Below are 25,804 nucleotides of genomic sequence, written 5' to 3' on the forward strand. Positions count from 1 at the left end.
TCCTCGCCGTCGCGTCCTCGCTGCCCCGTCTCGTAGGTCGATGACGAACACCGGGACCTCCGGTGACGTGCCGGTCACACTGGCGCAAGTGCAGTCCCGGGGCCGTGGACGTGCCGCTGTGGCCTTGTTGGGGCCGGCGTTCGTGGCATCGGTCGCCTATATCGACCCGGGGAATTTCGCCACCAACTTCGCTGCCGGTGCCGAGCACGGCTACAGGCTGGTGTGGGTGATCGTGATGGCCAACGCCATGGCCATGGTGGTGCAGTACCTCACCTCCAAGACGGGCTTGTCCACGGGCCGCAGTCTCCCGGAGCTGTGTCGGCGTCGATTCGGTAGGCGCATCAACGTCGTATTGTGGTTGCAGGCCGAGGTGGTGGCGATGGCCACCGATCTGGCCGAATTCGTCGGTGCCGCAGTGGGACTGAATTTGGTGTTCGGGGTGCCCCTCTTGCCGGCGGGGCTGATCACGGCGGTGACGGCGTTCGCCATCCTGGCGCTGCAGCAGCGCAGCTATCGCCGTTTCGAGTTGGCGATCGTGGCGTTGCTGATGCTCGTCGGTGCGGGATTCCTCTACGTGTTCATCGCCTCCGGTGGACAGGACTACATTCAGTTGGCGGACGGCCTGATTCCGCGTCTGGACGGCGGCGACACCGTGAGCCTGACCGTGGGCATCATCGGGGCGACGGTCATGCCGCACGTGGTGTATTTGCATTCCGCACTGCAGACGAACCGCATCGGCACTGTCGACCGGCGGGAGCGACACGTCCTGCTCCGATACAACAAGTGGGACTGCATCGTCGGATTGGGGCTGGCCGGTCTGGTGAACTTGGCGATGTTGTGCATCGCGGCCGCGCTGTTCCACACACCTGGTCTGACCGGCGTGAGTGATCTGGAATCGATCCACTCGCACCTGGGCGTGCTGCTCGGCGGTGGTGCCGCCCTGGCCTTCGGCGTGGCGTTGATCGCGTCGGGCTTGTCCTCGTCGAGTGTGGGTACCTACGCCGGGCAGGTAGTCATGGCAGGGTTCATGAACTGGCGGATTCCCCTGTTTCTTCGGCGCACACTGACGATGCTGCCGGCTCTGATCGTGCTGGGCCTGTCCGTGGATACCACCCAGGCATTGATCTACTCCCAGATCGTGCTGTCGTTCGGTATTCCATTCGCATTGCTGCCGCTACTGCTGATCACCCGCGATCCCCGGGTCATGACCGATATGGTCAACCGCCGCATCACCACCGCGGTGATGGCGTCGATCACCGTCGTGATCAGCGCGCTCAACCTCTATCTGGTGTATTCCACGCTGGTGGAACTCGTATAGCGCAGCGCTAGTGAGGCAAGGGTTACCTCATTAGTGTTACCTTATCAATCGCCTCGTCCCAATCGGGTGGGGACGCACTGAGCGCGGTCGAGTCGAGAGGTTCCGAGAGACGATGAAGGTTCGTACGAAGTGGATGAGGAGCGCTGCATCGATCGCGCTCGCCGGTGGGTTGACGATCGGCCTCGCCGCCGGTTGCAGTAGCGGAGCCGAGCAGGCACCTGCGGCCGATTCCACCACGTCGACGCAGGAGTCCGCATTTCCGGTCACCATCGATTCCGCGTTGGGATCCGCGACGATCCCCGAGGCACCGAAGCGGATCGCCACCTGGGGTTGGTCCAATCAGGACGCGATTTTCGCCCTCGGTGTCGTACCCGTTGCCATGCCCACATTCGACGGTGCCCAGTACGGAGCCGACGATCGCGGAGTTCTGCCGTGGGATGCCACGGCGCTCGCCGACCTGGGAGGCGACGCGCCCACACTGCTCACCGGTGACGGAACCGGCGCGGTCCCCGTCGAGCAGTTCGCCGCCGCCGCACCGGATCTGATCTTCGCGCCGTACTCGGGATTGAGCCAGGACGAGTTCGACACGCTCTCCGACATTGCCCCGGTCGTCGCGTACCCGGACGAGCAGTGGACCACCTCGTGGGAGGACCAGCTCACCATCGCGGGCAAGGCCCTCGGTAAGGAGAAGGAAGCCGCAGATCTGGTGTCCGGTGTGGAGGCTTCCATCGCCGATGCAGCTGCGAAGTATCCTGCGCTGCAGGGCAAGACCCTCACCATCGCGCTTCCCAACGCTCCCGGCACCTTCGCCGTCAGCAAAGACGACGACGTACGAGTCGAGTTCCTCGAGCAGCTCGGTCTGGTCAACGAGCCCACCGTTCAAGAGGCAGACCCGGCCAAGGACCCCGAGGCCGTGTACTTCGAGCTCAGTCTCGAACAGGCCTCGTTGCTGAAGTCGGACGTGCTGTTCGTCGTGGCGTACGACAAACAATCTCTCGCCGGGTTCCTGGCCGAACCCGCCGTGGCCTCCCAGCCTGTACTGGCGCAGGGACGTACCGCGTCGACCGAAAACCTGAGTGCCGACAAGAATTTCGCGTTCGGGGGCCTGACAGTACTGACGATTCCGTACATCCTCGACGACGTGGCCTCGGCGCTGAACGCTGCCGCCGAGAACGTTCAGGACTGATCCGAGCGCAGGCCGACCCGACGCACCACATCTCTGCACTCGCGAAGGAGCGTGTTCCACCGTGGCAAGGTCTCATCGACTTCAGGTCGTCTTTCCCGAAGTCATCCGCACGGCGACCGTGATCGATACGCGGCAACTCGGTTCGGGAATGCGCCGGATCGTGTTGGGTGGGCCGCAGCTGCGCGAATTCTCGCGAGACGGATTCGACTTTCCGGCGCTGCGCAGCGAGGGATTCGACGACTTCGTCCGCTTGTTCTTTCCTCTCGACGACAACGGCACGATGGTTCTACCGGTGCAGCACGAGCGCACGGTGGAATGGCCGCGGGAGTCGCGGCCACTGACGCGCAACTACACCGTGCGCAGTATCGATGCTCGGAGAGCAGAATTGACTCTCGATTTCGTCACTCATGACACCGGAATCGCCTCGACGTGGGGTCGTCGCTGCTCGGTGGGGGATTCCATCCCGCTGCTCGGTCCGGTGCGCTCGGGTCACGCTCCTGCCGAGGTGGATTGGGTGTTGCTCGTCGGAGACGAGACCGCGTTGCCTGCTGTTGCTCGTTATCTCGACGAAGCCGGAGCAGGTGAGCGAATCCGGGTGTTCGTCGAGGTGGCCGACGCCGAACGAGAACTACCGCTGCCGACGGCCGCCGACGTCGAGATCACCTGGGTCCACCGCGACGGTGCGGTTGCAGGCACCGGAGACCTGCTGGAAACAGCCGTGCGTGGTGCGCCCTGGTGGGAGGGAACCGTGTTCGCCTGGGTAGCAGGCGAATCCACAACGCTCAAGGGCATCAGGCGATACCTGCGCGAGGATCGCGCGCTGGCACCGGAGATGGTCGAGGTCACCGGCTACTGGCGTCGGGCAGAGGTTCTCACTCGCGTGGACGATCCGGAGGTGCCGGATCTGAACTCCCGCGAATCCGAGCCCTTCGACAGACTCGCCGAACGTGCGGAGATGTTCTCCCCCTTCGCGATCAGGGCCGCCAACACCTTGCGCATCCCGTGGCATGTCTCCCGCGGCATCCGCACCGTGGACGAGCTGGCCACGGCCACGGGCACCGATCCGCGAGCCCTGGCGAAATTCGTTCGCTACCTGCGGTCTGTCGATGTGCTCACCGAGGATTCGGACGGAGGTGTGATCCTCGCCGATATCGGAGAAGCCATGCTCGGTGACGACTGGATCTCGCACTGGCTGGATTTCGACGGCATCGAGGCGCGAGTGGAATTGTCGATCACCGGACTCGTCGAGAGTCTGCGCACCGGCGCTGCCAGTGCCAGTGCGCTCACCGGCAAGACGTTGAGCGAGGACCTCGCCGGCTCGCCACGGCTGACGCAATTGCACCACAACCACATCGCAGACGAGGCTGCTTTTCTGGGTCCTGCTCTGGTACAGGACTATTCGTTCGAAGGTGTGTCGACGTTGGCGGTGACCGGTGCCGCAGCCGCGGTGGTGCTCGGCTCGATCCTGACCGGGCACGACGCGATGTCGGCGACCGTTCTCGGATTGCCGAGCGAACTCGACCTCGTCCGACGAGATCTGCAGAAGTGGCCGGAACTGCACGGGCGCGTGACCGAATGCGCTCAGAGTGTCGTGTCCGAACCGCGCGCCGATTCCCGGGGTGGGTTCGACGCATATCTGTTGCTTGAGGTCACCGGCCACTACCGCGACGACGATCTGGCGTTGCTGCTGACACATGCGGCAGCCGGCCTGTCGAAGAGCGGGAGACTGATTGTGGTGGAACGCCTGTCGGACGACGGCGCGATCACCGAGGATCAGGCCGAGTTCGATCTGTTGATGCTCTGTATGCATGGCGGCGGAGTGCGAACCAGAGCCGAGTTCGAGTCGGTGGCAACCGCAGCGGGCTTGGTGGTGACCGCGTCTCGTCTCGTCGGCTGGGGTATCGCGGTTCTCGACCTGCAGCCTGCACCCGAAGCCGTTGTGCGCCAGCGTTAGTTAGGTTAGCGTTGCCTATCTAACGCGCGCAGCATGTCGGTTACGCGATGCGCGGTCCGAGACCGAATCACCGTCAGGAGTGCACACACAATGACCGTTGTCGAAGAGACGGCGTCGAGCACGGCCGAGGCCGCCAGCCTGCAGCACGGACTGCAGACAGTGGTCACATTGGCCGAGTCGGGCTTGTTCGACGAGTACGTCGTGTACGAGGACAGAGGGCGCTGGGTATTCGCGGGCGGTGTGATCGCTCGCATCGTCCTGCAACCGAATGTCGTCACGACCACGTGGGGGATCGACGAGCCGACGGTGCGTCGGTGGTCCGGTAATCCGTCGAGAGCGTTGCGAGAAGCCTGCGACGGTCTGCGACGAGAATCCTGGAATGCGTACGGGTTCATCGGATTCGGGTTCGCGACCCACCTGCACGGTGTGACGGGCTCGAGCGACTCCGAGGAGGTGCTCGGTCATCTGGTCGTGCCCCGCGTCGAGGTCCGCTTCGGTGTCGACCACCACGACGTCGAGGTCACCGGGAGCGAGGAGGATCGCGCCGGCGTGCTGGCCGCACTCGCGGACGCCTCCGTGGGGGAGACGACCGTGCACTCTCTCGATGTCGGCGGCGATCTCGACGACTATCGGGCTCGAGTACAGCAGGCCGTCACGGAAATTCACCGCGGCGACTACGCCAAAGTCATTCTGTCTCGCACGGTGCGCATTCCGTTCGATCTGGACATGCCGGGCACGTACCGGGCCGGGCGCGCGGCGAACACCCCGGCTCGCTCGTTTCTGCTGCGCTTGGGCGACCTGCGCGCGGCGGGTTTCAGTCCGGAGTTGGTGGCCTCGGTCGATGCGCACGGTGTGGTCACGACCGAACCGCTGGCAGGGACGCGGGCCTTCGGTCTCGGCTCCGAGGCCGACTCCGTCGCCAGAACCGATCTCGAGCAGGATCCCAAGGAGATCACCGAGCACGCTGTGTCCGTCCGCACCTCGTTCGAGGAACTCGAATCCATTGCGCGCCCCGGGTCGACCGCGGTCTCGGACTTCATGAGTGTGCGCGAGCGCGGAAGCGTCCAACACCTCGCCTCGACAGTGCGAGCACGCCTGCGCGAGGACCTGTCCTGCTGGGACGCCTTCGGGGCGCTGTTCCCGGCCGTCACGGCATCGGGAATTCCCAAACGTGAGGCCATCGAGGCGATCGGGAGGCTCGACGATCCTTCCCGTGGTCTGTATTCGGGTGCCGTCGTGAAGGCATCGTCCGCAGGGGAACTTGAAGCGGCGCTGGTACTTCGAGCTGTCTACGAGCAGCAGGGTTCCGCGTGGCTGCGTGCCGGAGCCGGCATCGTCGGCCAGTCGACACCCGATCGTGAATTCGACGAAACCTGCGAGAAGCTCGCCAGTGTTGCCCCGTATCTGGTCCGCAAGAAGGAGGAAGACGCCTGATGCATCGCACCATGTTGGGTGGAAAGATCCACCGTGCCACAGTCACTCATGCCGATCTGCACTACGTCGGCTCGATCACCATCGACGCAACTCTGATGCGGGCCGCCGATCTGATCGAGGGTGAGCAGGTCCACATCGTCGACATCACCAACGGCGCCCGCCTGGTGACGTACGTGATCGAAGGCCGCGCTGGGTCTGGTGTGATCGGAATCAACGGTGCCGCAGCCCATCTGGTCTCCCCGGGCGACTTGGTGATCATCATGTCGTTCCGACAGGCAGAAGAATCGGAACTGTCGGCGCACAGTCCTTCGGTGGTGCACGTCGACTCTGCCAACCAGATCCTGGGCCTCGGAGTCGACCCGTCCGAGCCGGTTCCGGGTGCACTCGATCAGAGGTCAGGGGCGAGCGTTCGATGACCTCGCACGAGAACTACGACATCCTCGGAGTCGGATTCGGGCCCTCCAATCTCGGTCTGGCCATCGCGATCGAGGAGCACAATCGAACCTGCACTCCAGCAGAACGATTGACGGCCTGCTTCATCGAGTCCAAGGACGAGTTCGCGTGGCACCCCGGCATGTTGTTGCCGGGGACGTCGATGCAGATCTCGTTCCTCAAGGACCTGGCGACCCAGCGCAACGCCTGCAGTGAGTACACCTTTCTGGCCTATCTGTCCGAGCAGGGCCGACTCAACCACTTCATCAACCTGCAGACGTTCTTCCCGAGCCGGCTCGAGTTCCACGACTACCTGGCGTGGGCCGCGGACAAGGTCGATGCGACAGTGCACTACGGCACCCGAGCGGTGGACGTCGTCGACACCGGCGACGGGTACGGCGTCCGCACCGAAGGCCGACGAAGCGGCACCGTGCGGGGACGCAACATCGTGCTCGCCGGAGGACTGACCGCCACCCTGCCCGACGGAGTCACAGCGTCGGCGCGGCAGTTCCACAACCACGATCTCCTCGGCCATCTCGATCGGTTGCCGTCGCGGACGCATCGCACGTTCGTCGTCGTCGGTGCCGGGCAGAGCGCCGCCGAGGTGGTGGATTACCTGCACTCGACGTACGGGGATGCGTCGGTGCACGCGGTGCTGCGCAAGTACGGGTACAGCCCGGCCGACGACAGCCCCTATGCCAATCGCATCTTCGATCCGGCGGCCGTGGACGACTTCTATTCGTCCTCGCACACGCTGCGTGAGCAGCTGTTGCAATACCACCGCGGCACCAACTACTCCGCCGTCGACCTGCCGCTGATCGAGGAGCTGTACGCCCGCGAGTACGCCGAGCGGGTCAGCGGTCGGCGCCGGCTGTTCGTGCACGGAGCATCTCGATTGGTCGACGCCGTCGAGGAACCGTCGGGTGTGCGAGCCGCCGTCGAGCACGGCCCGACGGGTCTGGCCGAGGACATACTGTGCGACGCTGTCGTCTATGCCACCGGCTTCACGTCCCTCGATCTACCCGAGATACTCGGTCCGCTGTTCGACGCCGTCGAAAACGACTCCGGCGGTCCTCGCGTGACGCGTGACTACCGACTCGTGACGCGTGAACCGAGCGTGGGTTCGATCTACCTGCAGGGCGGCACGGAACACACGCACGGCCTGACCTCGTCGTTGCTGTCGAACATCGCTGTTCGCAGCGGTGAGATCGTGAAGTCCGCTGTGAGCGCGAGGGTGCGATCGGTGGTGTGAATCGGGTGAGCACCAGGACGGGCGAGGAGCCGGAACATCGACAAGTTCCGGCTGAAGTCGGTGGTCTCGCTCGCACCGATGCGCGTCGGGCCGCGGGGTTGTTCGTCGTCCTCGGTGTTCTGGCAGCGATGTGCCTGGTGAGTATCTCGGTGGGCACCGAGTACATCCCGATCGGTGAGGTCTGGCGAGGGCTGTTCTCCGCCGATGGATCCACAGAATCGGTGATCATCCGCGAACTACGGCTTCCGCGTACCGTTCTGGGGTTGCTCGTCGGAGTCGCCCTCGGGGTGGCCGGCGCGCTGATTCAGGCGATGACGCGAAATCCGCTGGCCGACCCGGGAATTCTCGGCGTCAATGCAGGGGCGGCGTTCTTCGTCGCGATCGCCGTCGGTGCGCTGGGTGTCACCGGCATCCGGTCGTACATCTGGTTCGCGTTCGCCGGGGCAGTGGTCGCCACGATCGTGGTGTACGCGCTCGGGTCGCTGGGCCGAGCGGGAGCCACACCGATTCGGTTGACACTGTCCGGAATTGCGCTCGGTGCGGTACTGGGTGGCGTCACCTCGGGCATGCTGTTGCTCGATACGGATGCCTTCGACCAGATGAGGTTCTGGGGAGCGGGGTCGTTGGCCGGTCGAGGTCTCGACATCGCATCCGAGGTCGCCCCGTTCATCGCGCTGGGTCTCTTCCTGGCGGCCCTGATCGCTCGTCCACTCAATGCGATCGCACTCGGCGACGATCTGGCCCAGTCGCTGGGGGCGAACGTGATTCGTACGCGAATCGTCGGCGTTGTTGCGGTGACTCTGCTCGCCGGTGCTGCGACGGCGGCGGCCGGGCCCATCGGATTCGTCGGACTGATGATTCCGCACATGGTGCGTTGGTTCGTCGGACCGGACCAGCGGTGGATTCTGATCTACACCGTGTTCGCGGCACCGAGCCTGCTGCTGCTCGCGGACGTGGTCGGACGCATCGTGATCAGGCCGGGGGAGCTCCAGGTCGGCATCGTCACCGCGTTCGTCGGCGCGCCGGTGCTGATCGTGCTGGTTCGCCGCAAGAAGGCGAGCGGACTGTGACCCGTGAACAGCGTGGTGGCGATATCGATTTCGGCCGAAAGCTGTGGATCCTGCGACTGCGGGATCGAGTGGACGGCCGCATCGACATCCGAACGGTTGGCGTCTGCGGGGCGCTGCTTCTCGTGACGGCAACGGTCGCCGTTCTCACGATCGGTACCGGCGACTACTACATTCCGCCGAAGGAGGTGCTCGCCGCGGTGTTCGGCGACGCGCCGCGCCTGACCGAGATCGTGGTGATGGAGTGGCGGTTTCCCCGGGTGGCACTGGCCTTCCTGTTCGGAGCCGCCCTCGGTGTATCGGGTGCGGTCTTTCAATCCTTGACGCGAAATCCGCTGGGCAGCCCGGACATCATCGGCTTCGGCACCGGCGCGTACACCGGCGCGCTCGTGGTCATCCTCACTCTCGGTGGTGGCTACTACCGGACCGGAGCGGGCGCGCTCGTCGGCGGACTGGCGGCGGCTGCGGTGGTCTACCTGCTCGCGTACCGGCGCGGGGTGCAGGGCTTTCGGTTGATCATCGTCGGGATCGCCGTCAGCGCAGTGTTGGCCTCCGTCAACACCTGGCTCGTGATCAGGGCCGACCTGGACGACGCGATCGCCGCGGCGGTGTGGGGTGCGGGCACCCTCAACGGTCTGGGGTGGTCGCAGGTGGGGCCCGTGCTGGCCGTGTCGGTCGTCATCGCGTCGTGCCTGGCGGTGCTCTCGCGCCGGCTGCCGATGTTGGAGATGGGCGACGACGCGGCGCGGGCGCTCGGTGTGCGCGCCGAGCCGACCCGGCTGATGCTGGTGTTCCTCGGGGTTGCGCTGATCGCGATGGTCACCGCGGCTGCGGGGCCCATCTCGTTCATCGCGCTGGCCGCGCCGCAGTTGGCGCGCCGCCTCACCGGCACCTCGGGAGTGGCGATGGTCCCTGCCGCGTGCATGGGGGCGCTGTTGTTGGTCGTGAGCGACGTCGGTGCGCAGCGTCTCTTCGCTCCCACACAGCTGCCGGTGGGTGTGGTGACGGTATCGGTCGGCGGCGCGTACTTCGTGTGGTTGTTGGCGTGGGAAGGCAGGAAGCAGTGACCGAGCCCCGATTGCATACCGACGACATCACGGTCGGATACGACAGGAGCGTCGTCAGCGAGAACCTGTCCGTCGAGATTCCCGACGGCAAGTTCACCGTCATCGTCGGACCGAATGCCTGTGGTAAATCGACTCTGCTGCGGGCACTCTCGCGGTTGCTGAAACCCTCTCGCGGAACCGTTCTGCTGGACGGGAAGGCGATCTCGTCGTATCCGGCGAAGGAGGTTGCCCGACGCCTCGGCCTGCTCCCGCAGACCTCCATCGCGCCCGACGGTATTTCGGTGGCCGATCTCGTTGCGCGGGGACGTTATCCGCATCAGAAGCTGATCCGGCAGTGGTCGACGACGGACGAGGCTGCGGTGATCGAGGCCATGAATGCCACCGGAGTGATGTCGCTGTCCGCTCGTCCGGTGGACGAACTGTCCGGCGGACAGCAGCAACGTGTGTGGGTGGCAATGGTTCTCGCGCAGCAGACGCCGTTGTTGTTGCTGGACGAGCCGACGACCTTTCTCGATATCGCCCACCAGATCGAGCTTCTCGACCTGTTGGCCACTCTGAACCGTGCGAACGGTCACACTCTGGTCGCCGTGTTGCACGATCTCAATCATGCGTGTCGGTATGCCGATCACATCATCGCGATGAAGGACGGCGCAGTGGTCACCGAGGGCGCGCCCGCCGACGTCGTCACCGCCGAGCTGGTCGAGGCGGTTTTCGGGCTGCCGTGCCGCATCATCGACGATCCGGAATCGCATACTCCGTTGGTGATCCCCAAGGTGGCTGGTCGCAAGCTAGGCAAGGCTTAGTTTAGAATCGGGAGAGGATGGCCGTCGAGACGGTCGGAACGTTCTCGCACGAGTTACGACGAGACATGTATCGAGGATCGAGATGAACGAACAACCGCGTGGCTACTACTACGCCGATGTCGTTGCGGTGGAACAGCTCACGGTGCACATGGTGCGGGTGACGTTCGGCGGCGAACATGTTGCCGGTTACCGCACGCTCGGTGTACCCGACGAATGTGTCGGCCTCTACTTCCCACGATCGGGCGAGGCGACGCCGCCACCGATGACCGAGGTCGACGGCGTCTGGTGGTTCCACGGGATCGACGACGCCCCGGAGGGCCGTAACTACACCATTCGCCGCCTCGATCCGGAGCGCGGTGAGCTGACCATCGACTTCTTCGCGCACGAGGGCGGCGTAGCGGCCACCTGGGCGCAGCAGGCCGCGCCTGGGCAGACGCTGCTGTTCACTCGTCCACGATCCTGGTACTCACCGCCGGCCGATGTCGAATGGCTGTTGCTGGTTGCGGACATGACCGGGTTGCCAGCGCTCGGCAGGCTCGTCGAACAGTTGCCCGCCGGGGTGAAGGCCCACGCGATCGTCGAGGTTCTCGAACGCGGCGACATCCAATCCCTCGAGACCGCGGCCGACGTCACGTTCGACTGGCGCATCGGATCCGGAAACGGCGACAGCGCAAGCGTTCTCGACGACGCAGCGCTGGCCTACCCACTACCCGAGGGGCGGGGGTACGTGTGGTTCGCCGGCGAGGCGTCGTCCTCACGTCGGGTGCGTAAGCACTTCCGCAAGGAATTGGGCTACGAGATCGCGTACTTCGACATCATCGGATACTGGCGCGCGGACTCCGAGAAGTGGTTGGAGAAATACAAGCAATACCAGGAAGAGGCGCTTGCGGTGTACAACGGCGTCATCGAATCCGGTCGCTCCGAGCAGGAAGCCAGTGAGGCGTTCGATGCGCTGCTCGAGCGGGTGGGGCTCTAGTCGGCGTTGTCGAACTCGTGGTCCGGCGCTCGATTGTCCGGGGGCCGGCCGTTCGATCCCGGGACGGAAAGTAGCTGAGCCTCACCTTTGTGGTGTACTTTCATCGAATTGTCCGAATAACCCGTTTTCGTCAGGAGAACCGTGTTCACCGTTCGCCGTCTGGCGCTGGTCTCGTTCAGCGCAACTCTCGCCCTCGGTCTCGTCGCCTGCAGCTCCGGCTCCACCGACGAAGGCACGTCCACCTCCGAGTCCGCCACCGCAGAGTCCGCTCTCGTGGTGTACTCCGGCCGCGGTGAAGAGCTCGTCGACCCACTGATCGAGCGAATCGGTGGCGGAATCGAGGTCGACTACTCGGGCAACACCAACGCCCAAGCCGCAAAGATCCTCGAAGAGGGCGACGCGACCCCGGCCGACGTCTTCTACGGCCAGGACGCAGGCGCACTCGGTGCCCTGGACGAAGCGGGCGCTCTCGCGCCGCTGCCCGAGGACATTCTGTCGCTCGTTCCCGAGCAGTACCGCGGTTCCGACGGCACCTGGGTCGCCACCTCCGCGCGGGCCCGCGTGTTGGCCTACAACTCCGATTCGGTGCAGGCAGCAGACCTGCCCACCGGTATCGACGGACTGCTCGACCCGCGCTGGCGCGGACAGATCGGCTACGCACCGACCAACGCATCGTTCCAGGCCTTCGTCACCGCTCTGCGCGTGCAGCGCGGCGAGGACGGTGCGCGCACCTGGCTCGAAGGATTCGTCGCCAACGAGCCGGTTGCCTTCGAGGGCAACGGGCCGTTGCTGACCGCCGTCAACGACGGACAGGTGGCCACCGGCCTGCTCAACCACTACTACTGGTACCCCTTCAAGGACGAGAACGGTGCCGACGCCCCGGTCGAGCTGCACTACTTCGAGCCCGGCGACCCCGGTGCGTTGATCAATGTCGCCGGTGCCGGTGTGCTCGCTGCCTCGGACAATCAGGAAGCGGCATTCGACTTCGTGCGCGAGCTGCTCTCGACCGAATCGCAGACGTACTTCGCGAACGAGACCGCCGAATACCCCGTCATCGACGGAGTCACCTCCGACTACGACCTGCCGCCGCTGTCCGAGCTGGGCTCGACCGATCTCGATCTGGGCCAGCTCTCGTCGCTCCAGGACACCCAGACCCTGCTCACCGACGTCGGAATCATCTAGGCAGGTGCTCGACTCCGGGCTCGGCTCCGCACTCCACCCGCTTCGGCGGCGCCACTTCGACGGTCGTCCCGTTCTCGGGGCGGCCGCGGTGTGCGTGGGAGCGCTGACGCTGACGCCCTTGGTGTACCTGTTCGTTCGAGCGTTCGACGGCGGAACCGAGAAGGTGCTGGGACTGCTCCTTCGGCAACGCACCCTCGACCTCGCCATCCGCACGGCAGCCCTGACGCTCACAGTGCTCGTCGCGTCGGTCGTGGTCGGAACGCTGCTGGCGTGGTTGACCGTCCGTACCGATCTGCCGGGGCGACGAGTGTTCGCGATGGCTCTTGCAGCTCCACTCGCCATCCCGTCCTACGTGTCCGGGTACCTGTGGATCGCCGAGTTTCCCTCGTTGGCAGGCTTTTCCGGTGCAGCGTTGGTACTCACTTTGTCCTGCTTCCCGCTGGTGATGCTGCCGGTGTCCGCGGCGTTCGCCACCGCGGACCCATCGTTGGCGGAGGTCTCGCGAACCCTCGGTCGGGGCGCGGTGCGCACGGCACTGACCGTCGAGTGTCGGCGCGTCGTTCCGGCTGCTGCGGCGGGGGCGCTGCTGGTCGCGCTGTACACCATCAGTGATTTCGGGGCGGTGGCTCTGATGCGATACGACGCGTTCACGCTCGGCATCTACAGTGCGTACCGCGGGGGACTCGATCGCACCGCTGCGGCCGTCCTCGGGCTGGTGCTCGTGGTGGGCGCGTTGGTGCTCACCCTCCTCGAACGACGAGCCCGACGCGGTGCTACTGCGAGAGTGGGATCGGGTACCGACCGACAAGCCGAGCCCGTCGTCCTCGGCCGCTGGCGCACGCCGGCTTACGTCGTTGTCGCTGCCGCACTGGCCTTGTCGGTGGCGGTACCGATACTGGCCTTGGGGCGGTGGCTGAGTCGATCGTTCCGGTTCACCGTCGACTGGGCGGACGTGTTGGCCGTCACCGCCAAGACCGTCCAGTACTCCGCGACCGCCGCAGTGGTGGTGGCCGTGCTCGCGTTTCCGGTGGCACTGTTCGCCGCCCGATCCACCTCGCGGACGGCCCGCGGTGCCGAGTTGTCCACGTACATCGCGCACGGATTACCGGGTATCACCGTCGGGCTCGCCACCGTCTTCCTCGGAATCAGGTTCCTGCCGTCGTTCTACCAGACGGCTGTGCTGCTGATACTGGCGTACGTGGTGCTGTTCCTGCCGCTGGCCGTCGGCAGTACGAGAGCGGTCGTCGACGCCACTCCTGTTGTCCTCGAAGATGTCTCACGGACCCTGGGCGCGGGGCGATTGCGTACCGATCTTCGAGTGACCATTCCGATCGCCGCACCGGGCATCGCCGCGGGGGCTGCTCTGGTCTTCCTGACCGTCGCCAAGGAGCTACCGGCGACGTTGATGCTGCGCCCACGGGGAGTCGACACGCTCGCGACCACGCTGTGGTCCACCACCGAGGCGTTTAGATACGGCGAGGCGGCTCCGTACGCCCTGGCTCTGATCCTGATCTCGGTGGTCCCGACGGTCGTTCTGACCCGGGCGCTGGGGCGCGCGACGCGGAAGCGAGTAGACCTGCCATGAGCATGGTGATTGCCGGTCTCGTTGCCTCGTACGGCAACACCGCCGTGCTGCACGGGGTCGATCTGGATCTCGGCGACGGCGAGATGCTGGCCGTGCTCGGCCCCTCCGGCTGCGGTAAGACGACCCTGCTGCGATCCATTGCGGGACTGCATCGCATCGACGCGGGCCGGATCACCTGCGACGGGAGAGACATCTCGGTGGCGGGGCAGATTCAGGTTCCTCCGGAGAAGCGAGGGATAGGCCTGATGCCCCAGGAAGGTGGATTGTTTCCACACCTGACGGTGCGAAGAAACGTCGAATTCGGTGTGCGTGCAGGGTTTCTGCGGCCCTACCTGTCCGGCCGCGGAGAGCGCACACGACGCGTCGAGGAGATGCTCGAGCTCGTCGGACTGCCCGACGCCGGAGGGGCCAAGCCCAGCGAACTCTCGGGCGGTCAGCAGCAGCGCATCGCGTTGGCGCGTGCACTGGCTCCGGCTCCGTCGGTGGTGCTGATGGACGAGCCGTTCGCCGCCCTCGATGCAGGCCTGCGTACATCGATTCGGCAGGACGTACGAGAGTTGTTGCAGTCGAGCAAGACTGCGTCGATCCTCGTCACCCACGACCGGGCCGAGGCGCTCGGAACTGCCGATCGGGTCGCGGTGCTGCTGGGAGGTCGCTGCGCGCAGATCGACACACCGAGGCAGGTGTACGAGCGGCCCGCCACACCCGCCGTCGCGCGATTCGTCGGCGACGCCTATTTCGTCGACGCGACAGCCCGCGGCGGCCACGTCGACACCGTTCTCGGGCGTCTCGAATCCACCACCAGGGCGACAGGAAACGGACAGGCGTTGCTCCGGCCGGAGCAGCTGCTGGTCTCCGAACGCGAGGACGGCGCATTCGTCGTCGAACACGAGTACTTCACCGGCCCCGAATCCTCGGTGACCCTCCGACACAGCGATACCGGGCTGCAACTGCGCGCCATCGCTCGGACCTCGGACCGTTTCGCTCCCGGCACCGCCGTTGATGTGTCGGTGACGTCTCCGGTGCACTGGTTCGAGGGCTCGTCGACCTAGAGTCGCAGTTCCACCAGCACAACAGGCTCGGGTTGGCCGGGCCAGGTTCCGCGCAGGTGCGGCAGCCGAGTCGAGGCCGCATCGATGACGCGGCGGACGAGCAGGGTGGCGTGCTCGGTGCGGACGAGGGTGGCGGTGTCGATCTGTTCGACCGTCCGCTCGCCGAGCGGTTCCGCGAGTGAGTCGGCGCCGGTTCCGGACACCGACGTCGTCTGCTCGCGCGTAGACCTGGTTCCATCGTGTTCCTCGACATACAGTTCGGCTCGAGTGGTGCCGTTCGAGATCGCGGCTGCAGTGACGGCAACGTACACCGGATCGCCGACGCCGTCGTAGACCCAGCGCTTGCCCAACGCCGAATGATCCATCGTGGCAACCAGATACGACTCCGCCCCCTCCAGTGGCGCGCTGCGGTAAGTCAGCGGCACCTGCAACACCGTGCCCGATGCCGACCGTAGGAGATGGGTTTCGACGCCCACTTCACCATCGGGATCGTCGTAGCGATAGGCACCGACTGCCTCGAGGCCGTCGATGTCGAGTGCCCACGGCTGCGCCGGAATCCAGGCCACGATCGCCTCCAGTTTCGAGGGGACGAGCGTCGCGCGATGAATGAGAGCCATGCAGCGACGCTACCGACGCCGATACGCACCCGACAGGGTCACGATGACGCCGACAGCCAGGACTCCAGCGCTGAGGAGCAAGCCCTGTAGACAGTGTCGACCCAGCTGCTGGCCTCCTCCTCGACACCAGTTCGGCAGCGACGTTACGGCGTCGACGGTTTCGGCATCAGCAGCGCGGTCACGGTCATGATCACGGCAGCAACCAGGACGCCGATGAAGACCAGATGAATGGCGTCGGACAGCTGTTCGGGTTCGCGACTGCCGGAGACGCGCGCGTTGACGATGGCACCGAACACGGCGACGCCGACCGCACTGCCGAGGGAACGGGCGAACATGTTGGTGGAGGTGACGACGCCGCGCTCGGCCCACCCGACACTCGACTGGGCGGCGATCAACGTCGGACTCGCAATCAACCCCATTCCGAGGCCGATGACGAAACACATCGCCGCTACGTGCCAGATCTGCGATTGGGCGTCGAGCAGCGTCGTCAGTGCTGTCCCCACGACGCCGATCGAACCGCCGATCAGAGCCGTCCTGCGGAAGCCGAAGCGCAGATACACCCGCCCGGACTGGGAGGCGGCGATGGGCCAACCGAGAGTCAGCGTGGACAGCGAGAAGCCGGCGACGATCGCGCCCGTTCCGAACACGCCCTGTACGAACGTCGGCACGTACGAGGTCAGGCCGAGAATCAGCGCACCGACGAGCATCGAGATGACACTGCTGACGACGAGAACGCGGCGGGTGAACACCCACAGCGGCAGAATCGGTTCCTCGGCGCGGGACTCCACCCACGCGAAGATGCCGAGCAGAACGAATCCGCCGACGAAGATGGCGAAGCTGATCGGTGAACCCCACGCCCAGGATTGGCCGCCCTCGAGCAACCCGAGCAACACCATCGTCGCGCCGACGGTGAGGAGCCCGGCACCGAGGTAGTCGATCTTGGACTCGGAGCGTTCGACAGCGCCCTCGACGAACTTGCGCAACAGCATGAATGCGGCCAGCGCGCACAGGGGAATGTTGATGAAGAAGATCCATCGCCACGACAGGTACTCCGAGAACACACCGCCGAGTGCAGGTCCGAGTACCGAGGACACAGCCCACACGCTGGCCAGGTAGCCCTGCACTTTCGCGCGTTCGGTGAGGGTGTAGATGTCTCCGGCGATCGTGATGGCCATCGGCTGCACAGCGCCGGCACCGAGACCCTGCACTGCGCGGAAGACGATCAGCGCTGGCATGCTCCAGGCCAGCCCGCACAGAATGGAACCGAGGCAGAACACCGCTATTCCGAACAACATGATCTTCTTGCGACCGAACAGGTCGGCCAGTTTGCCGTAGAGAGGTACCGAGACCGCCTGCGCGAGCAGGTAGATCGAGAACAGCCATGGGAACTGCGCGAATCCACCGAGATCGCCGACGATGGCGAGCACGGCGGTGGCAATGATCGTCGCGTCCAGGGCCACCAGGGCCGAGCTGAGCATCAACGCGATCAGGATCGGTCCCCGCTCGGAGCGGAATCCGACGTCAGTGGATGAATCGGTCGTTGCCATTGCTACTCATTGTGATCCCTACCCCACGACGACGCGGCACCGGCCCAGATAGTGTTGAACACCGTGCGACCAACACTGAGTAGCTACGAGCATCTGGCCGGCGGCAAGGTCCGCGACCTGTACACCATCGACGACGCGCACCTACTGCTCGTCGCGAGCGACCGAATCTCGGCATACGACCACATCCTCGACACCCCGATCCCGGACAAAGGGCGCGTGCTGACGGCGATGAGCGTGTTCTTCTTCGAGGAACTCGGCGGCGTCAACCATCTGGCCGGTGATCCGCGCGACGAACGAATTCCAGCCGAACTGCTCGGCCGCGCACTGGTGGTGAAGAAGCTCGACATGGTCCCGGTCGAATGCGTCGCACGTGGCTATCTCACCGGTTCCGGGTTGGCGGACTACAACGCGACCGGACAGGTGTGCGGCGTGCCGCTGCCCACCGGGCTGATCGAATCCAGCAAGCTCGACGAGGCAATTTTCACCCCCGCATCCAAGGCCGACATCGGCGACCACGACGAGAACATCACGTTCGATCGAGTAGTCGAGATGCTCGGTGCCGATCTCGCCTTCAAGTTGCGGGAGGACACCATCGAGATCTACTCCCGCGCGGCCAACTTCGCTCTGGAACGCGGAATTATTCTCGCGGACACCAAGTTCGAGTTCGGAACCGATTCCGATGGCAACCTCGTACTCGCCGACGAGGTGCTCACTCCCGATTCCTCGCGCTACTGGCCTGCCGATACGTATCAGGAAGGACGCGTTCAGCCCAGCTTCGACAAGCAGTTCGTCCGCGACTGGCTGACCGGCGAATCCGGCTGGGATCGCAGCTCCGACACCCCACCTCCACCGTTGCCCGACGAGATCGTCGCCGCGACACGCAGCCGCTACATCGAGGCCTACGAGCGCATCTCGGGTCTGAACTTCGACGATTGGGTCACGCCATGACGATCACCCCTCCCGTAGCCAAGAAGGTGCCGCACGAGCGCACTCACCACGGCGACACGTTCATCGACAACTACGAGTGGTTGCGCGCCAAAGACGACCCCGAGGTGATCGCCTACCTCGAGGCCGAGAACGCATACACCGAACAGCAGACCGCCGGACTGGAATCGCTCCGCGGGGCGATCTTCGACGAGATCAAGTCACGAACCCAGGAAACCGACCTGTCCGTGCCGACGCGCATGGGGCAGTGGTGGTACTACTCACGCACGGTCGAGGGAAAGTCCTACGGTCTGCAGTGCCGGTGCCCTGTGGTCTCCGACGAGAACTGGACACCGCCCACATTGTCCTCGGACGTAGACGTGCCGGGTGAACAGATCCTGCTCGATGCAAATCTCGAAGCGCAGGGCCACGACTTCTTCTCCCTCGGCGCGTTCTCCGTCAGCCTCGACGGCACGTTGCTGGCCTATTCCACCGATACCGAGGGCGACGAGCGCTACACACTGCGCTTCAAGAACCTCGACACCGGCGAATTGCTGGCCGACACCATCGAGAACGTCGCACCGGGAGCCACCTGGACCGCCGACGGCCTGCACGTCTTCTACCTGACGGTCGACGAATCCTGGCGTCCCGATACCGTCTGGCGACACACGCTCGGGCAGGCCGAGGACGTGAAGGTCTTCCACGAACCGGACGAAAGTTACTGGGTCGGCTTCGGATCGACCCGAAGCGAGAAGTACCTGATGATCTGGGTCGGCTCCAAGATCACCTCCGAGTGCCTCGTCCTGGAATCCTCCGATCCGGAAGGGGAGTTCCGCGTCGTTCTGCCCCGCACGGACGGCGTCGAATACAGCATCGAACATGCGGTGGTGGCCGGTGAGGATCGCTTCCTCATCACCCACAACGGCTCGGTGAACGGCTGGGGCACCGAGGGGGAGAAGGCAGAGAACTTCCTTCTGGCCGACGCTCCGGTGAGCGATCCACTCGATCAGCGCATCCTGGTGCCGCATCGCGAGGACGTGCGGGTCGAGGACATCGATGCCTTCGCCGGCCACCTGATCTTCACGTACCGGCGAGAAGCGTTGACCCGCATGGCGATCTGGCCGCTGACCGACCAGGGTTACGGCGAATGCCGTGAGCTCGAGTTCGACGAGGAGCTCTATTCCGTCGGAGCCGGCTCGAACCCCGAGTGGGATCAGCCCTTGCTACGGATGGTGTACACCTCGTTCATCACACCCGGGCAGGTCTACGACCTCGATATCGCCAGTGGCGAACTGCTGCTCCGCAAATCGCAGCCGGTTCTCGGTGAGTTCGATGCCGGGGATTACGTTCAGCACCGCGAATGGGCCACCGCGCCGGATGGCACGCAGATCCCACTGTCGGTCATCGCGCGCAAGGACGTACCAGACGGCCCCGCGCCGACGCTGCTCTACGGCTACGGATCGTACGAGGCCTCGATGGACCCGTCGTTCTCGGTGGCGCGGCTCTCCCTACTGGACCGGGGCATCGTGTTCGTCGTCGCGCACGTACGCGGTGGTGGCGAGATGGGTCGGCACTGGTACGACAACGGCAAGACGTTGAAGAAGAAGAACACGTTCACCGACTTCATTGCTGCCGCACAGCATCTGATCTCCACCGGACGCACCTCGCCGAAGCATCTGGTCGCCGACGGCGGCAGCGCGGGCGGTTTGCTGATGGGGGCGGTGGCGAACCTCGCACCGGAGTTGTTCAACGGCATTCTCGCCAACGTTCCGTTCGTCGACCCGCTCACCTCCATCCTGGATCCGTCGCTACCCCTGACGGTCATCGAATGGGACGAGTGGGGAAACCCGTTGGCAGACAAAGAAGTGTACGAGTACATGAAGTCGTACAGTCCCTACGAGAACGTCGAGGCCAAGGATTACCCGTCGATCCTGGCGATCACGTCCATCAACGACACCCGCGTGCTCTACGTCGAACCCGCCAAATGGGTTGCCGCCCTGCGGGCAACGAAGACCGGTGACTCCGACCTACTGCTCAAGACCGAAATGAGCGCTGGACACGGAGGAGTCAGTGGTCGCTACGAGAAATGGAAAGAAGCGGCCTTCGAGTACGCGTGGATCGTGCGTGCGGCTGGCGCCGCAGTGGTGTGATCAAGCGCCCCGGAGGGCACTTATCCGCACCACTGGCGCGTCAGCGCCACACGTAACGAACCTGCGGTCGCCCGGCTTTGCCGTATTCGGTGTGCCGGGTGACCAGGCCGTCGTCGGCGAGGCGTTCGAGGTAGCGCCAGGCCGTCACTCGCGAGACCCCGACGACCCTGGCGGCCTCCGATGCGTTGAGTCCGTCGGCAGCCTCCTTGACGCAGGCGGTGATGCCGTCCATGGTTTGCGGGGCAATTCCTTTCGGCGTCGACACGCGTTCGTCGGCGGTACGCAGATGCGCCATCGCACGGTCGATATCGCGTTGACTCGACGCATTCTCGCCCGCGGGCAACGCGGCGTGGAATTCGCGATAACGCTCGAGCTTGTCGCGGAACGCGGCGAATGTGAACGGCTTGAGCAGGTACAGCACGATGCCGTGCGCCACCGCCGAACGCACCACCGACAGATCCCGTTCGGAAGTGATGGCGATGACGTCGGGGCTCGGACGCAGACCGCCGAGCGCGGCAGCGACGTCGATGCCGCTGGCATCGGGCAGTCCGATATCGAGCAGCACCAAATCTACCGCTTCGGTGCTGGCGAACCGCATCGCAGCTGCGCCGCTGTGGGCGACGCCTGCCACCTCGAACCCCGGGGTGCGCTCGACGTAGGTCGTGTGGGCCTCGGCGATCAGCGGTTCGTCGTCGACGATCAGTACCCGGATCACGACGTCGATCCCGGGATATCGGCAACGATCACAGATCCGTACGTCACTTCCGACCTCAGCGTCCCTCGATAGCGATTGATCACTTGGGCGACCAGTGCCAGGCCGAGTCCGCGCGAGCCGGATTTGGTCGAATAGCCTCGCCGCAGAGCGGCTTTCAAGGTCTCCGGCGGCATTCCGGGACCGCTGTCGGCCACGCGGACGACGAGGTGACCGTCGGCGTCACGGACGGTCACTTCGACCCAGGGCTGATCGGATTCTTTCGAGGCATCGATGGCATTGTCTATCAGATTGCCTACCAGCGTGACCAATTCGCGAGCCGTCAGGATCCCCTCGTGTTCCATGGCGGTGTCGTCGGTGATGGTCAGCTCCACTCCCTGCTCGGCGGCCTGGCTGACCTTGCCCAGCAGCAGCGCAGCAAGCGCTGGTTCGCCGACGGCGTTCATCAGTCGGTCGATCAGAGTTTGCGAGAGCTCGAGATCGGCCGTGGCGAACTCGACGGCTTCCTGGGGCCGCCCGAGTTCGACCATCGTGATCACCGTGTGCAGGCGATTGGCGGCTTCGTGGGCCTGTGAACGCAGCGACTCTGCGAAACTGCGCACAGAGTCCAATTCGCCCATCAACGAACGCAATTCGGTCTGATCGCGAATCGTCAGAACGTTGCCGAGGCGCTTGCCCTCCCACATCACCGGATCCTGGTTGACGACGAGCACGCGATCTTTCGTCAGATGCAACTCGCCGCGCACGATGCCGGTGTCCATCTGCTGCATCGACTCCGGCAACGACTCGAACGATACCGGCCCGTCCGGTAGGTCGAGGAGGCGTCGGGCTTCGTCGTTGACCAGCTCCGCCTCGTCGCCGCGGCCGAACACCAGCAGACCTTCACCGATCGAATGCAGGACGGCGTCGTGATGCTCGTACATCGTCCGCAGTTCTGCGGGGGCCATTCCCAGCGTCTGACGTCGGAGTCGGCGGCTGAGCAGCGTCGAGCCCGCTGCAGCGACGGCGAAGGCGGCGAGCACCACCCCGATGATGAGCGGGAGCCCCCGGAAGAACTGGTCACTGATCTTGGCCCTGGTGACGCCCGCCGAAACGAGACCGACCAGGTCGCCGGCGGAGTTGTACACCGGAGTGACCGCTCGGATCGACGGTCCGAGAGAGCCCACGTACGTCTCGGTGAACGTTTCACCATGCAACGCGCGATCGATGTTGCCGCTGAACGGTTTACCGATCAGAGCGACTGTGGTGTGGGTGAACCGGGTCCGGTCCGGTGCCATGACGACGATGAAATCGACACCGGTGATCTGCCGGATCTTCTCCGTTTCGGGTTGCAGACGCGAGGTCGGATCGTCGGATTCGATCGCAAGAGGCGTCGAAGGTTCGTTGGCGATGCTCACGGCGATAGCCGTGACCTCGCGTCGGGTGGCGTCATCGCTGTTGGCCCGTTCGTTGAGCACCGTCAGGATGCCGCCGGCGAACACGACGACCGCCATGACGACGAGCTGCAGCACGAGGACCTGGCCGGCGACGCTGAGCGGGCGCTTCGAGGACAACGCATTCCTTTCGAGCAAGAAGATTCGATGTGAACGAAATGAACGTATAGGTGACTCCGATCACGGCGTCGAGCAACATCATCTCTCAGCAGGCGTGACCCACCTCACTCCCCTCCTAGTAGTCACGAAGTCCGTAGTTCTCACTCGCACTTCACGAGAAACCAGAAGGAAAACCAATGACAACCATCGATGCCGAGCGGTTCGACAATCCGCCCTCGGAGCCCAAGAAGAAGCGCGACAAGACTCACTGGCTCTACATTGCCGTGATCATCGCCGTCATAGCCGGCGTTATCGTCGGACTGGTGGCCAAGGACTTCGCCTCCGACCTGTCGATCCTCGGCACACTGTTCGTCGCTCTCATCAAGATGATGATCAGCCCGGTCATCTTCTGCACGATCGTCCTCGGCATCGGATCGGTTCGGGCAGCAGCCAGCGTCGGACGCGTCGGCGGAATGGCACTGGCGTACTTCCTCGGTATGTCGACCATCGCTCTGGGCATCGGCATGGTCGTCGGCAACCTCATCAAGCCAGGTGACGGCCTCAACATCTCGCCCAACGATGCGGGCATGAAGCTGGCTGACACCGCGCACGAGGCCGGCGGCACCATGGACTTCATCGCCGGAATCATCCCGACGTCGTTGCTGTCGTCGCTGACCGCCGGATCCGTCCTGCAGACGCTGTTCGTGGCCATCCTCGTCGGCTTCGCGCTGCAAGCGATGGGCAAGAGCGGTGAAGGAATCCTCAAGGGCATCGGGTCCATCCAGAAGCTCGTATTCCGCATCCTGACCATGATCCTGTGGCTCGCCCCGATCGGTGCATTCGGTGCCATCGCCGGTGTCGTCGGCAAGACCGGATTCGACGCGGTCATTCAGCTCGGCACTCTGATGCTGGCGTTCTACATCACCTGCTTCATCTTCGTCTTCTTCTTCCTCGGCCTGATCCTGCGCTTCGTCTCCGGCTTCTCGATCTTCAAGCTGGTCAAGTACCTGGCCCGGGAATACCTGCTCATCGTCGCCACCAGCTCGTCCGAGTCGGCCCTGCCGCGTCTGATCGCCAAGATGGAGCACGTCGGCGTCGAGCGCACCACCGTCGGCATCGTCGTCCCCACCGGTTACTCCTTCAACCTCGACGGCACCGCGATCTACCTGACGATGGCCTCGATCTTCATCGCCGACGCCATGAACATGCCGCTGTCGATCCCCGAGCAGTTCTCGCTGCTGCTGTTCATGATCATCGCTTCCAAGGGCGCAGCCGGAGTCTCCGGAGCCGGCCTGGCCACCCTCGCAGGCGGCCTGCAGAGCCACCGTCCCGAGCTGCTCGACGGCGTTCAGCTCATCGTCGGAATCGACCGGTTCATGTCCGAAGCCCGCGCACTGACCAACTTCTCGGGCAACGCAGTGGCCACCTTGCTGGTCGGCACCTGGACGAAGACGATCGACCGGGACCGGGTCAACTCAGTGCTCGACGGCCACCTGCCGTTCGACGAGGAGACCATGGTCGACGACCACCTCCCCGAGGACGCACCTGCAGACAAGCAGGTCGTCATCGAAAAGCACGCCGCCAAGGCGTAGAGCCTGCCGGGCGCCGCGTATACCCCCGTCGCCCGGTTCGGAAAATGCAAGTACGACCTCGCCAGGAGCGGGGTCGTACTTGCTTTCGTACGTCGGTTCCCCTCAGCGGCTGACCCACGGGTAAGTTCGGGTGATGACTGAAGTTCAGAACATCGGCATCAACACGCTCGGTGGTGCACCCACCTCGCTCGACGAGTACGCCGGAAGGGCTGTCCTCGTGGTCAATGTGGCCTCGAAGTGTGGATTGACTCCGCAGTACGAGAAGCTGGAGAAGCTCGCGAACGAATACTCCTCGCGTGGCCTGTCGGTAGTCGGAGTGCCCTGCAACCAGTTCGGTGGCCAGGAACCCGGCACCGCAGAAGAAATCGAGACCTTCTGCTCCACCACCTACGGCATCACCTTCGCGATGACCGAGAAGGTCGACGTCAACGGTGACAACCAGCACCCCCTGTACGCGGAACTGACCAAGGTCGAGGACGCCGAAGGCAAAGCCGGAGACGTCCAGTGGAACTTCGAGAAGTTCCTGATCTCGCCCGACGGCGTCGTCACCAACCGATTCCGCCCGCGCACCGAGCCCGACGCCCCCGAGATACTCGACGCGATCGACAAGATCCTGCCGAAGGAAACGATGGCCGTTTAGCTTCCGTCTGCATCGACGTCGAGCCTCGTTCACGCTGGTGTGCGAGGCTCGAGTCATGTCTGGACGCCTGATCGTATCGGTGAGCGGAATCAAGAACGACACCTACGAGCATGCCGCCGAGTTCGCGCGAATCCTGGACGGACGAGGCGTTCCGCTGTCATTGCTCGTCGCTCCCCGGCTGAAAGACAAATACCGTCTCGCAGCCGATGCCCCCACCCAGGAATGGTTGCGGGCCCGACGCGACGGAGGCGACGCGATCGTGCTGCACGGCTACGACCAGGCCGCGACGAAGCGTCGACGCTCCGAGTTCTCCGCGCTGCCGCGTCACGAAGCCAGACTGCGTCTCATGGCGGCCGACCGGGTGATGGAACAGACCGGCCTACGCACCCGAGTGTTCGCTGCTCCGCGCTGGATCGCCTCACCCGGAGCAGTAGAAGCTCTACCCGACGCCGGATTCAGAATGCTCGCCGCACTGAACGCGATGCACGACCTCGACCGCGACGGCGTCGTCCGCGCCCGCGTGTGGGGAATCGGCGAAGGATTCAAAGCCGAACCCTGGTGGTTCAAGGCACTGGTACTCGGCGCGGGCCGCACTGCCCGACGGGACGGCGTGGTGCGCCTGGCCATCAGTGCCAAGCAACTCGGACGACCCGGACCGCGCCAGGCCATCCTCGATGCCATCGACCTATCCCTGCACCACGGAGCCGAGGCCGGAATCTACGAATGGATTCCGCGCCCCAAATCCCGCGTGGCCTAGGTCCGCCGTTCGCTCTGCTTCGGAA

Annotated in this window: 22 protein-coding genes; 18 read left to right on the top strand and 4 right to left on the bottom strand. The window is 64.7% G+C overall.

Annotated elements, in window-relative coordinates:
- The first annotated feature begins 40 nt into the window (after positions 1-40).
- The 13 genes from J1M87_RS23555 to J1M87_RS23615 all read left to right on the top strand — a co-directional run bounded on the left by J1M87_RS23555 (position 41) and on the right by J1M87_RS23615 (position 15,308).
- Complete coding sequence (locus J1M87_RS23555; protein WP_206492215.1) at positions 41-1,318, top strand: Nramp family divalent metal transporter; 1,278 nt, start codon at positions 41-43, stop codon at positions 1,316-1,318.
- A 112-nt stretch (positions 1,319-1,430) separates the two neighbouring features.
- Positions 1,431-2,504, top strand: a complete 1,074-nt coding sequence (locus J1M87_RS23560) for an ABC transporter substrate-binding protein (RefSeq protein ID WP_241257377.1) — start codon at positions 1,431-1,433, stop codon at positions 2,502-2,504.
- Positions 2,505-2,565: 61 nt separating this feature from the next.
- A complete protein-coding gene (locus tag J1M87_RS23565; protein ID WP_206492216.1) occupies positions 2,566-4,458 on the top strand; it encodes a siderophore-interacting protein in 1,893 nt (630 codons plus the stop codon).
- Positions 4,459-4,548: 90 nt separating this feature from the next.
- A complete protein-coding gene (locus J1M87_RS23570) occupies positions 4,549-5,892 on the top strand; it encodes a salicylate synthase (RefSeq protein ID WP_206492217.1) in 1,344 nt (447 codons plus the stop codon).
- The gene (gene panD / locus J1M87_RS23575; protein ID WP_206492218.1) at positions 5,892-6,308 is read left to right on the top strand and encodes an aspartate 1-decarboxylase; all 417 of its coding nucleotides are present in this window, start codon (positions 5,892-5,894) and stop codon (positions 6,306-6,308) included. Before J1M87_RS23570 ends, panD begins: the two co-directional genes overlap by 1 nt.
- Positions 6,305-7,576, top strand: a complete 1,272-nt coding sequence (locus J1M87_RS23580; protein ID WP_206492219.1) for a lysine N(6)-hydroxylase/L-ornithine N(5)-oxygenase family protein — start codon at positions 6,305-6,307, stop codon at positions 7,574-7,576. Before panD ends, J1M87_RS23580 begins: the two co-directional genes overlap by 4 nt.
- A gap of 5 nt (positions 7,577-7,581) precedes the next feature.
- A complete protein-coding gene (locus tag J1M87_RS23585) occupies positions 7,582-8,646 on the top strand; it encodes an iron ABC transporter permease (protein ID WP_206492220.1) in 1,065 nt (354 codons plus the stop codon).
- Positions 8,643-9,710 (top strand): iron chelate uptake ABC transporter family permease subunit, encoded by a 1,068-nt coding sequence (locus tag J1M87_RS23590; protein WP_206492221.1) that lies wholly within the window; start codon positions 8,643-8,645, stop codon positions 9,708-9,710. Before J1M87_RS23585 ends, J1M87_RS23590 begins: the two co-directional genes overlap by 4 nt.
- Entirely contained in the window at positions 9,707-10,513 is an 807-nt protein-coding gene (locus tag J1M87_RS23595) for an ABC transporter ATP-binding protein (RefSeq protein WP_206492222.1), read from the top strand. The genes J1M87_RS23590 and J1M87_RS23595 overlap by 4 nt, the downstream gene beginning before the upstream one ends.
- 82 nt (positions 10,514-10,595) lie before the next feature.
- Entirely contained in the window at positions 10,596-11,489 is an 894-nt protein-coding gene (locus J1M87_RS23600; RefSeq protein WP_206492223.1) for a siderophore-interacting protein, read from the top strand.
- A 141-nt stretch (positions 11,490-11,630) separates the two neighbouring features.
- Complete coding sequence (locus J1M87_RS23605) at positions 11,631-12,671, top strand: iron ABC transporter substrate-binding protein (protein WP_206492224.1); 1,041 nt, start codon at positions 11,631-11,633, stop codon at positions 12,669-12,671.
- 4 nt (positions 12,672-12,675) lie between these two features.
- Positions 12,676-14,256, top strand: coding sequence for an ABC transporter permease subunit (locus J1M87_RS23610; RefSeq protein ID WP_307830915.1), 1,581 nt, complete (start codon positions 12,676-12,678; stop codon positions 14,254-14,256).
- Entirely contained in the window at positions 14,253-15,308 is a 1,056-nt protein-coding gene (locus J1M87_RS23615; RefSeq protein WP_206492225.1) for an ABC transporter ATP-binding protein, read from the top strand. Before J1M87_RS23610 ends, J1M87_RS23615 begins: the two co-directional genes overlap by 4 nt.
- Here J1M87_RS23615 and J1M87_RS23620 read toward each other — a convergent pair.
- On the bottom strand, positions 15,305-15,925 hold the full coding sequence (locus tag J1M87_RS23620) for a hypothetical protein (RefSeq protein WP_206492226.1): 621 nt from the start codon (positions 15,923-15,925) through the stop codon (positions 15,305-15,307). The genes J1M87_RS23615 and J1M87_RS23620 overlap by 4 nt on opposite strands.
- 143 nt (positions 15,926-16,068) lie before the next feature.
- Positions 16,069-17,472 carry an MDR family MFS transporter gene (locus J1M87_RS23625; RefSeq protein WP_206492227.1) on the bottom strand — a complete coding sequence of 468 codons (1,404 nt, stop codon included), beginning with the start codon at positions 17,470-17,472 and terminating at the stop codon, positions 16,069-16,071.
- A 63-nt stretch (positions 17,473-17,535) separates the two neighbouring features.
- Between J1M87_RS23625 and J1M87_RS23630 the strand changes: the two genes are divergently transcribed.
- Entirely contained in the window at positions 17,536-18,420 is an 885-nt protein-coding gene (locus tag J1M87_RS23630; RefSeq protein WP_206492228.1) for a phosphoribosylaminoimidazolesuccinocarboxamide synthase, read from the top strand.
- Positions 18,417-20,546, top strand: a complete 2,130-nt coding sequence (locus J1M87_RS23635) for a S9 family peptidase (RefSeq protein ID WP_206492229.1) — start codon at positions 18,417-18,419, stop codon at positions 20,544-20,546. Before J1M87_RS23630 ends, J1M87_RS23635 begins: the two co-directional genes overlap by 4 nt.
- Positions 20,547-20,586: 40 nt before the next feature.
- Here the strand turns inward: J1M87_RS23635 and J1M87_RS23640 are convergent, their stop codons facing one another.
- Both J1M87_RS23640 and J1M87_RS23645 read right to left on the bottom strand, forming a co-directional pair.
- Positions 20,587-21,261 (bottom strand): response regulator, encoded by a 675-nt coding sequence (locus tag J1M87_RS23640; protein ID WP_206492230.1) that lies wholly within the window; start codon positions 21,259-21,261, stop codon positions 20,587-20,589.
- Positions 21,258-22,751, bottom strand: coding sequence for a sensor histidine kinase (locus J1M87_RS23645; RefSeq protein WP_241257422.1), 1,494 nt, complete (start codon positions 22,749-22,751; stop codon positions 21,258-21,260). The genes J1M87_RS23640 and J1M87_RS23645 overlap by 4 nt, the downstream gene beginning before the upstream one ends.
- Before the next feature lie 236 nt (positions 22,752-22,987).
- Here J1M87_RS23645 and J1M87_RS23650 point away from each other — a divergent pair, with 236 nt between their 5' ends.
- From J1M87_RS23650 to J1M87_RS23660, 3 genes are all read left to right on the top strand, one after another.
- Positions 22,988-24,382, top strand: a complete 1,395-nt coding sequence (locus tag J1M87_RS23650) for a cation:dicarboxylate symporter family transporter (protein WP_206492232.1) — start codon at positions 22,988-22,990, stop codon at positions 24,380-24,382.
- Positions 24,383-24,512: 130 nt separating this feature from the next.
- The gene (locus J1M87_RS23655; protein WP_374222415.1) at positions 24,513-25,022 is read left to right on the top strand and encodes a glutathione peroxidase; all 510 of its coding nucleotides are present in this window, start codon (positions 24,513-24,515) and stop codon (positions 25,020-25,022) included.
- 55 nt (positions 25,023-25,077) lie between these two features.
- The gene (locus J1M87_RS23660) at positions 25,078-25,779 is read left to right on the top strand and encodes a DUF2334 domain-containing protein (RefSeq protein ID WP_206492234.1); all 702 of its coding nucleotides are present in this window, start codon (positions 25,078-25,080) and stop codon (positions 25,777-25,779) included.
- The last annotated feature ends 25 nt before the right edge of the window (positions 25,780-25,804 follow it).

Origin of the sequence: Rhodococcus sp. KRD162, assembly GCF_017168335.1 — a bacterium.
In the GTDB taxonomy this organism is placed as follows: domain Bacteria; phylum Actinomycetota; class Actinomycetes; order Mycobacteriales; family Mycobacteriaceae; genus Rhodococcoides.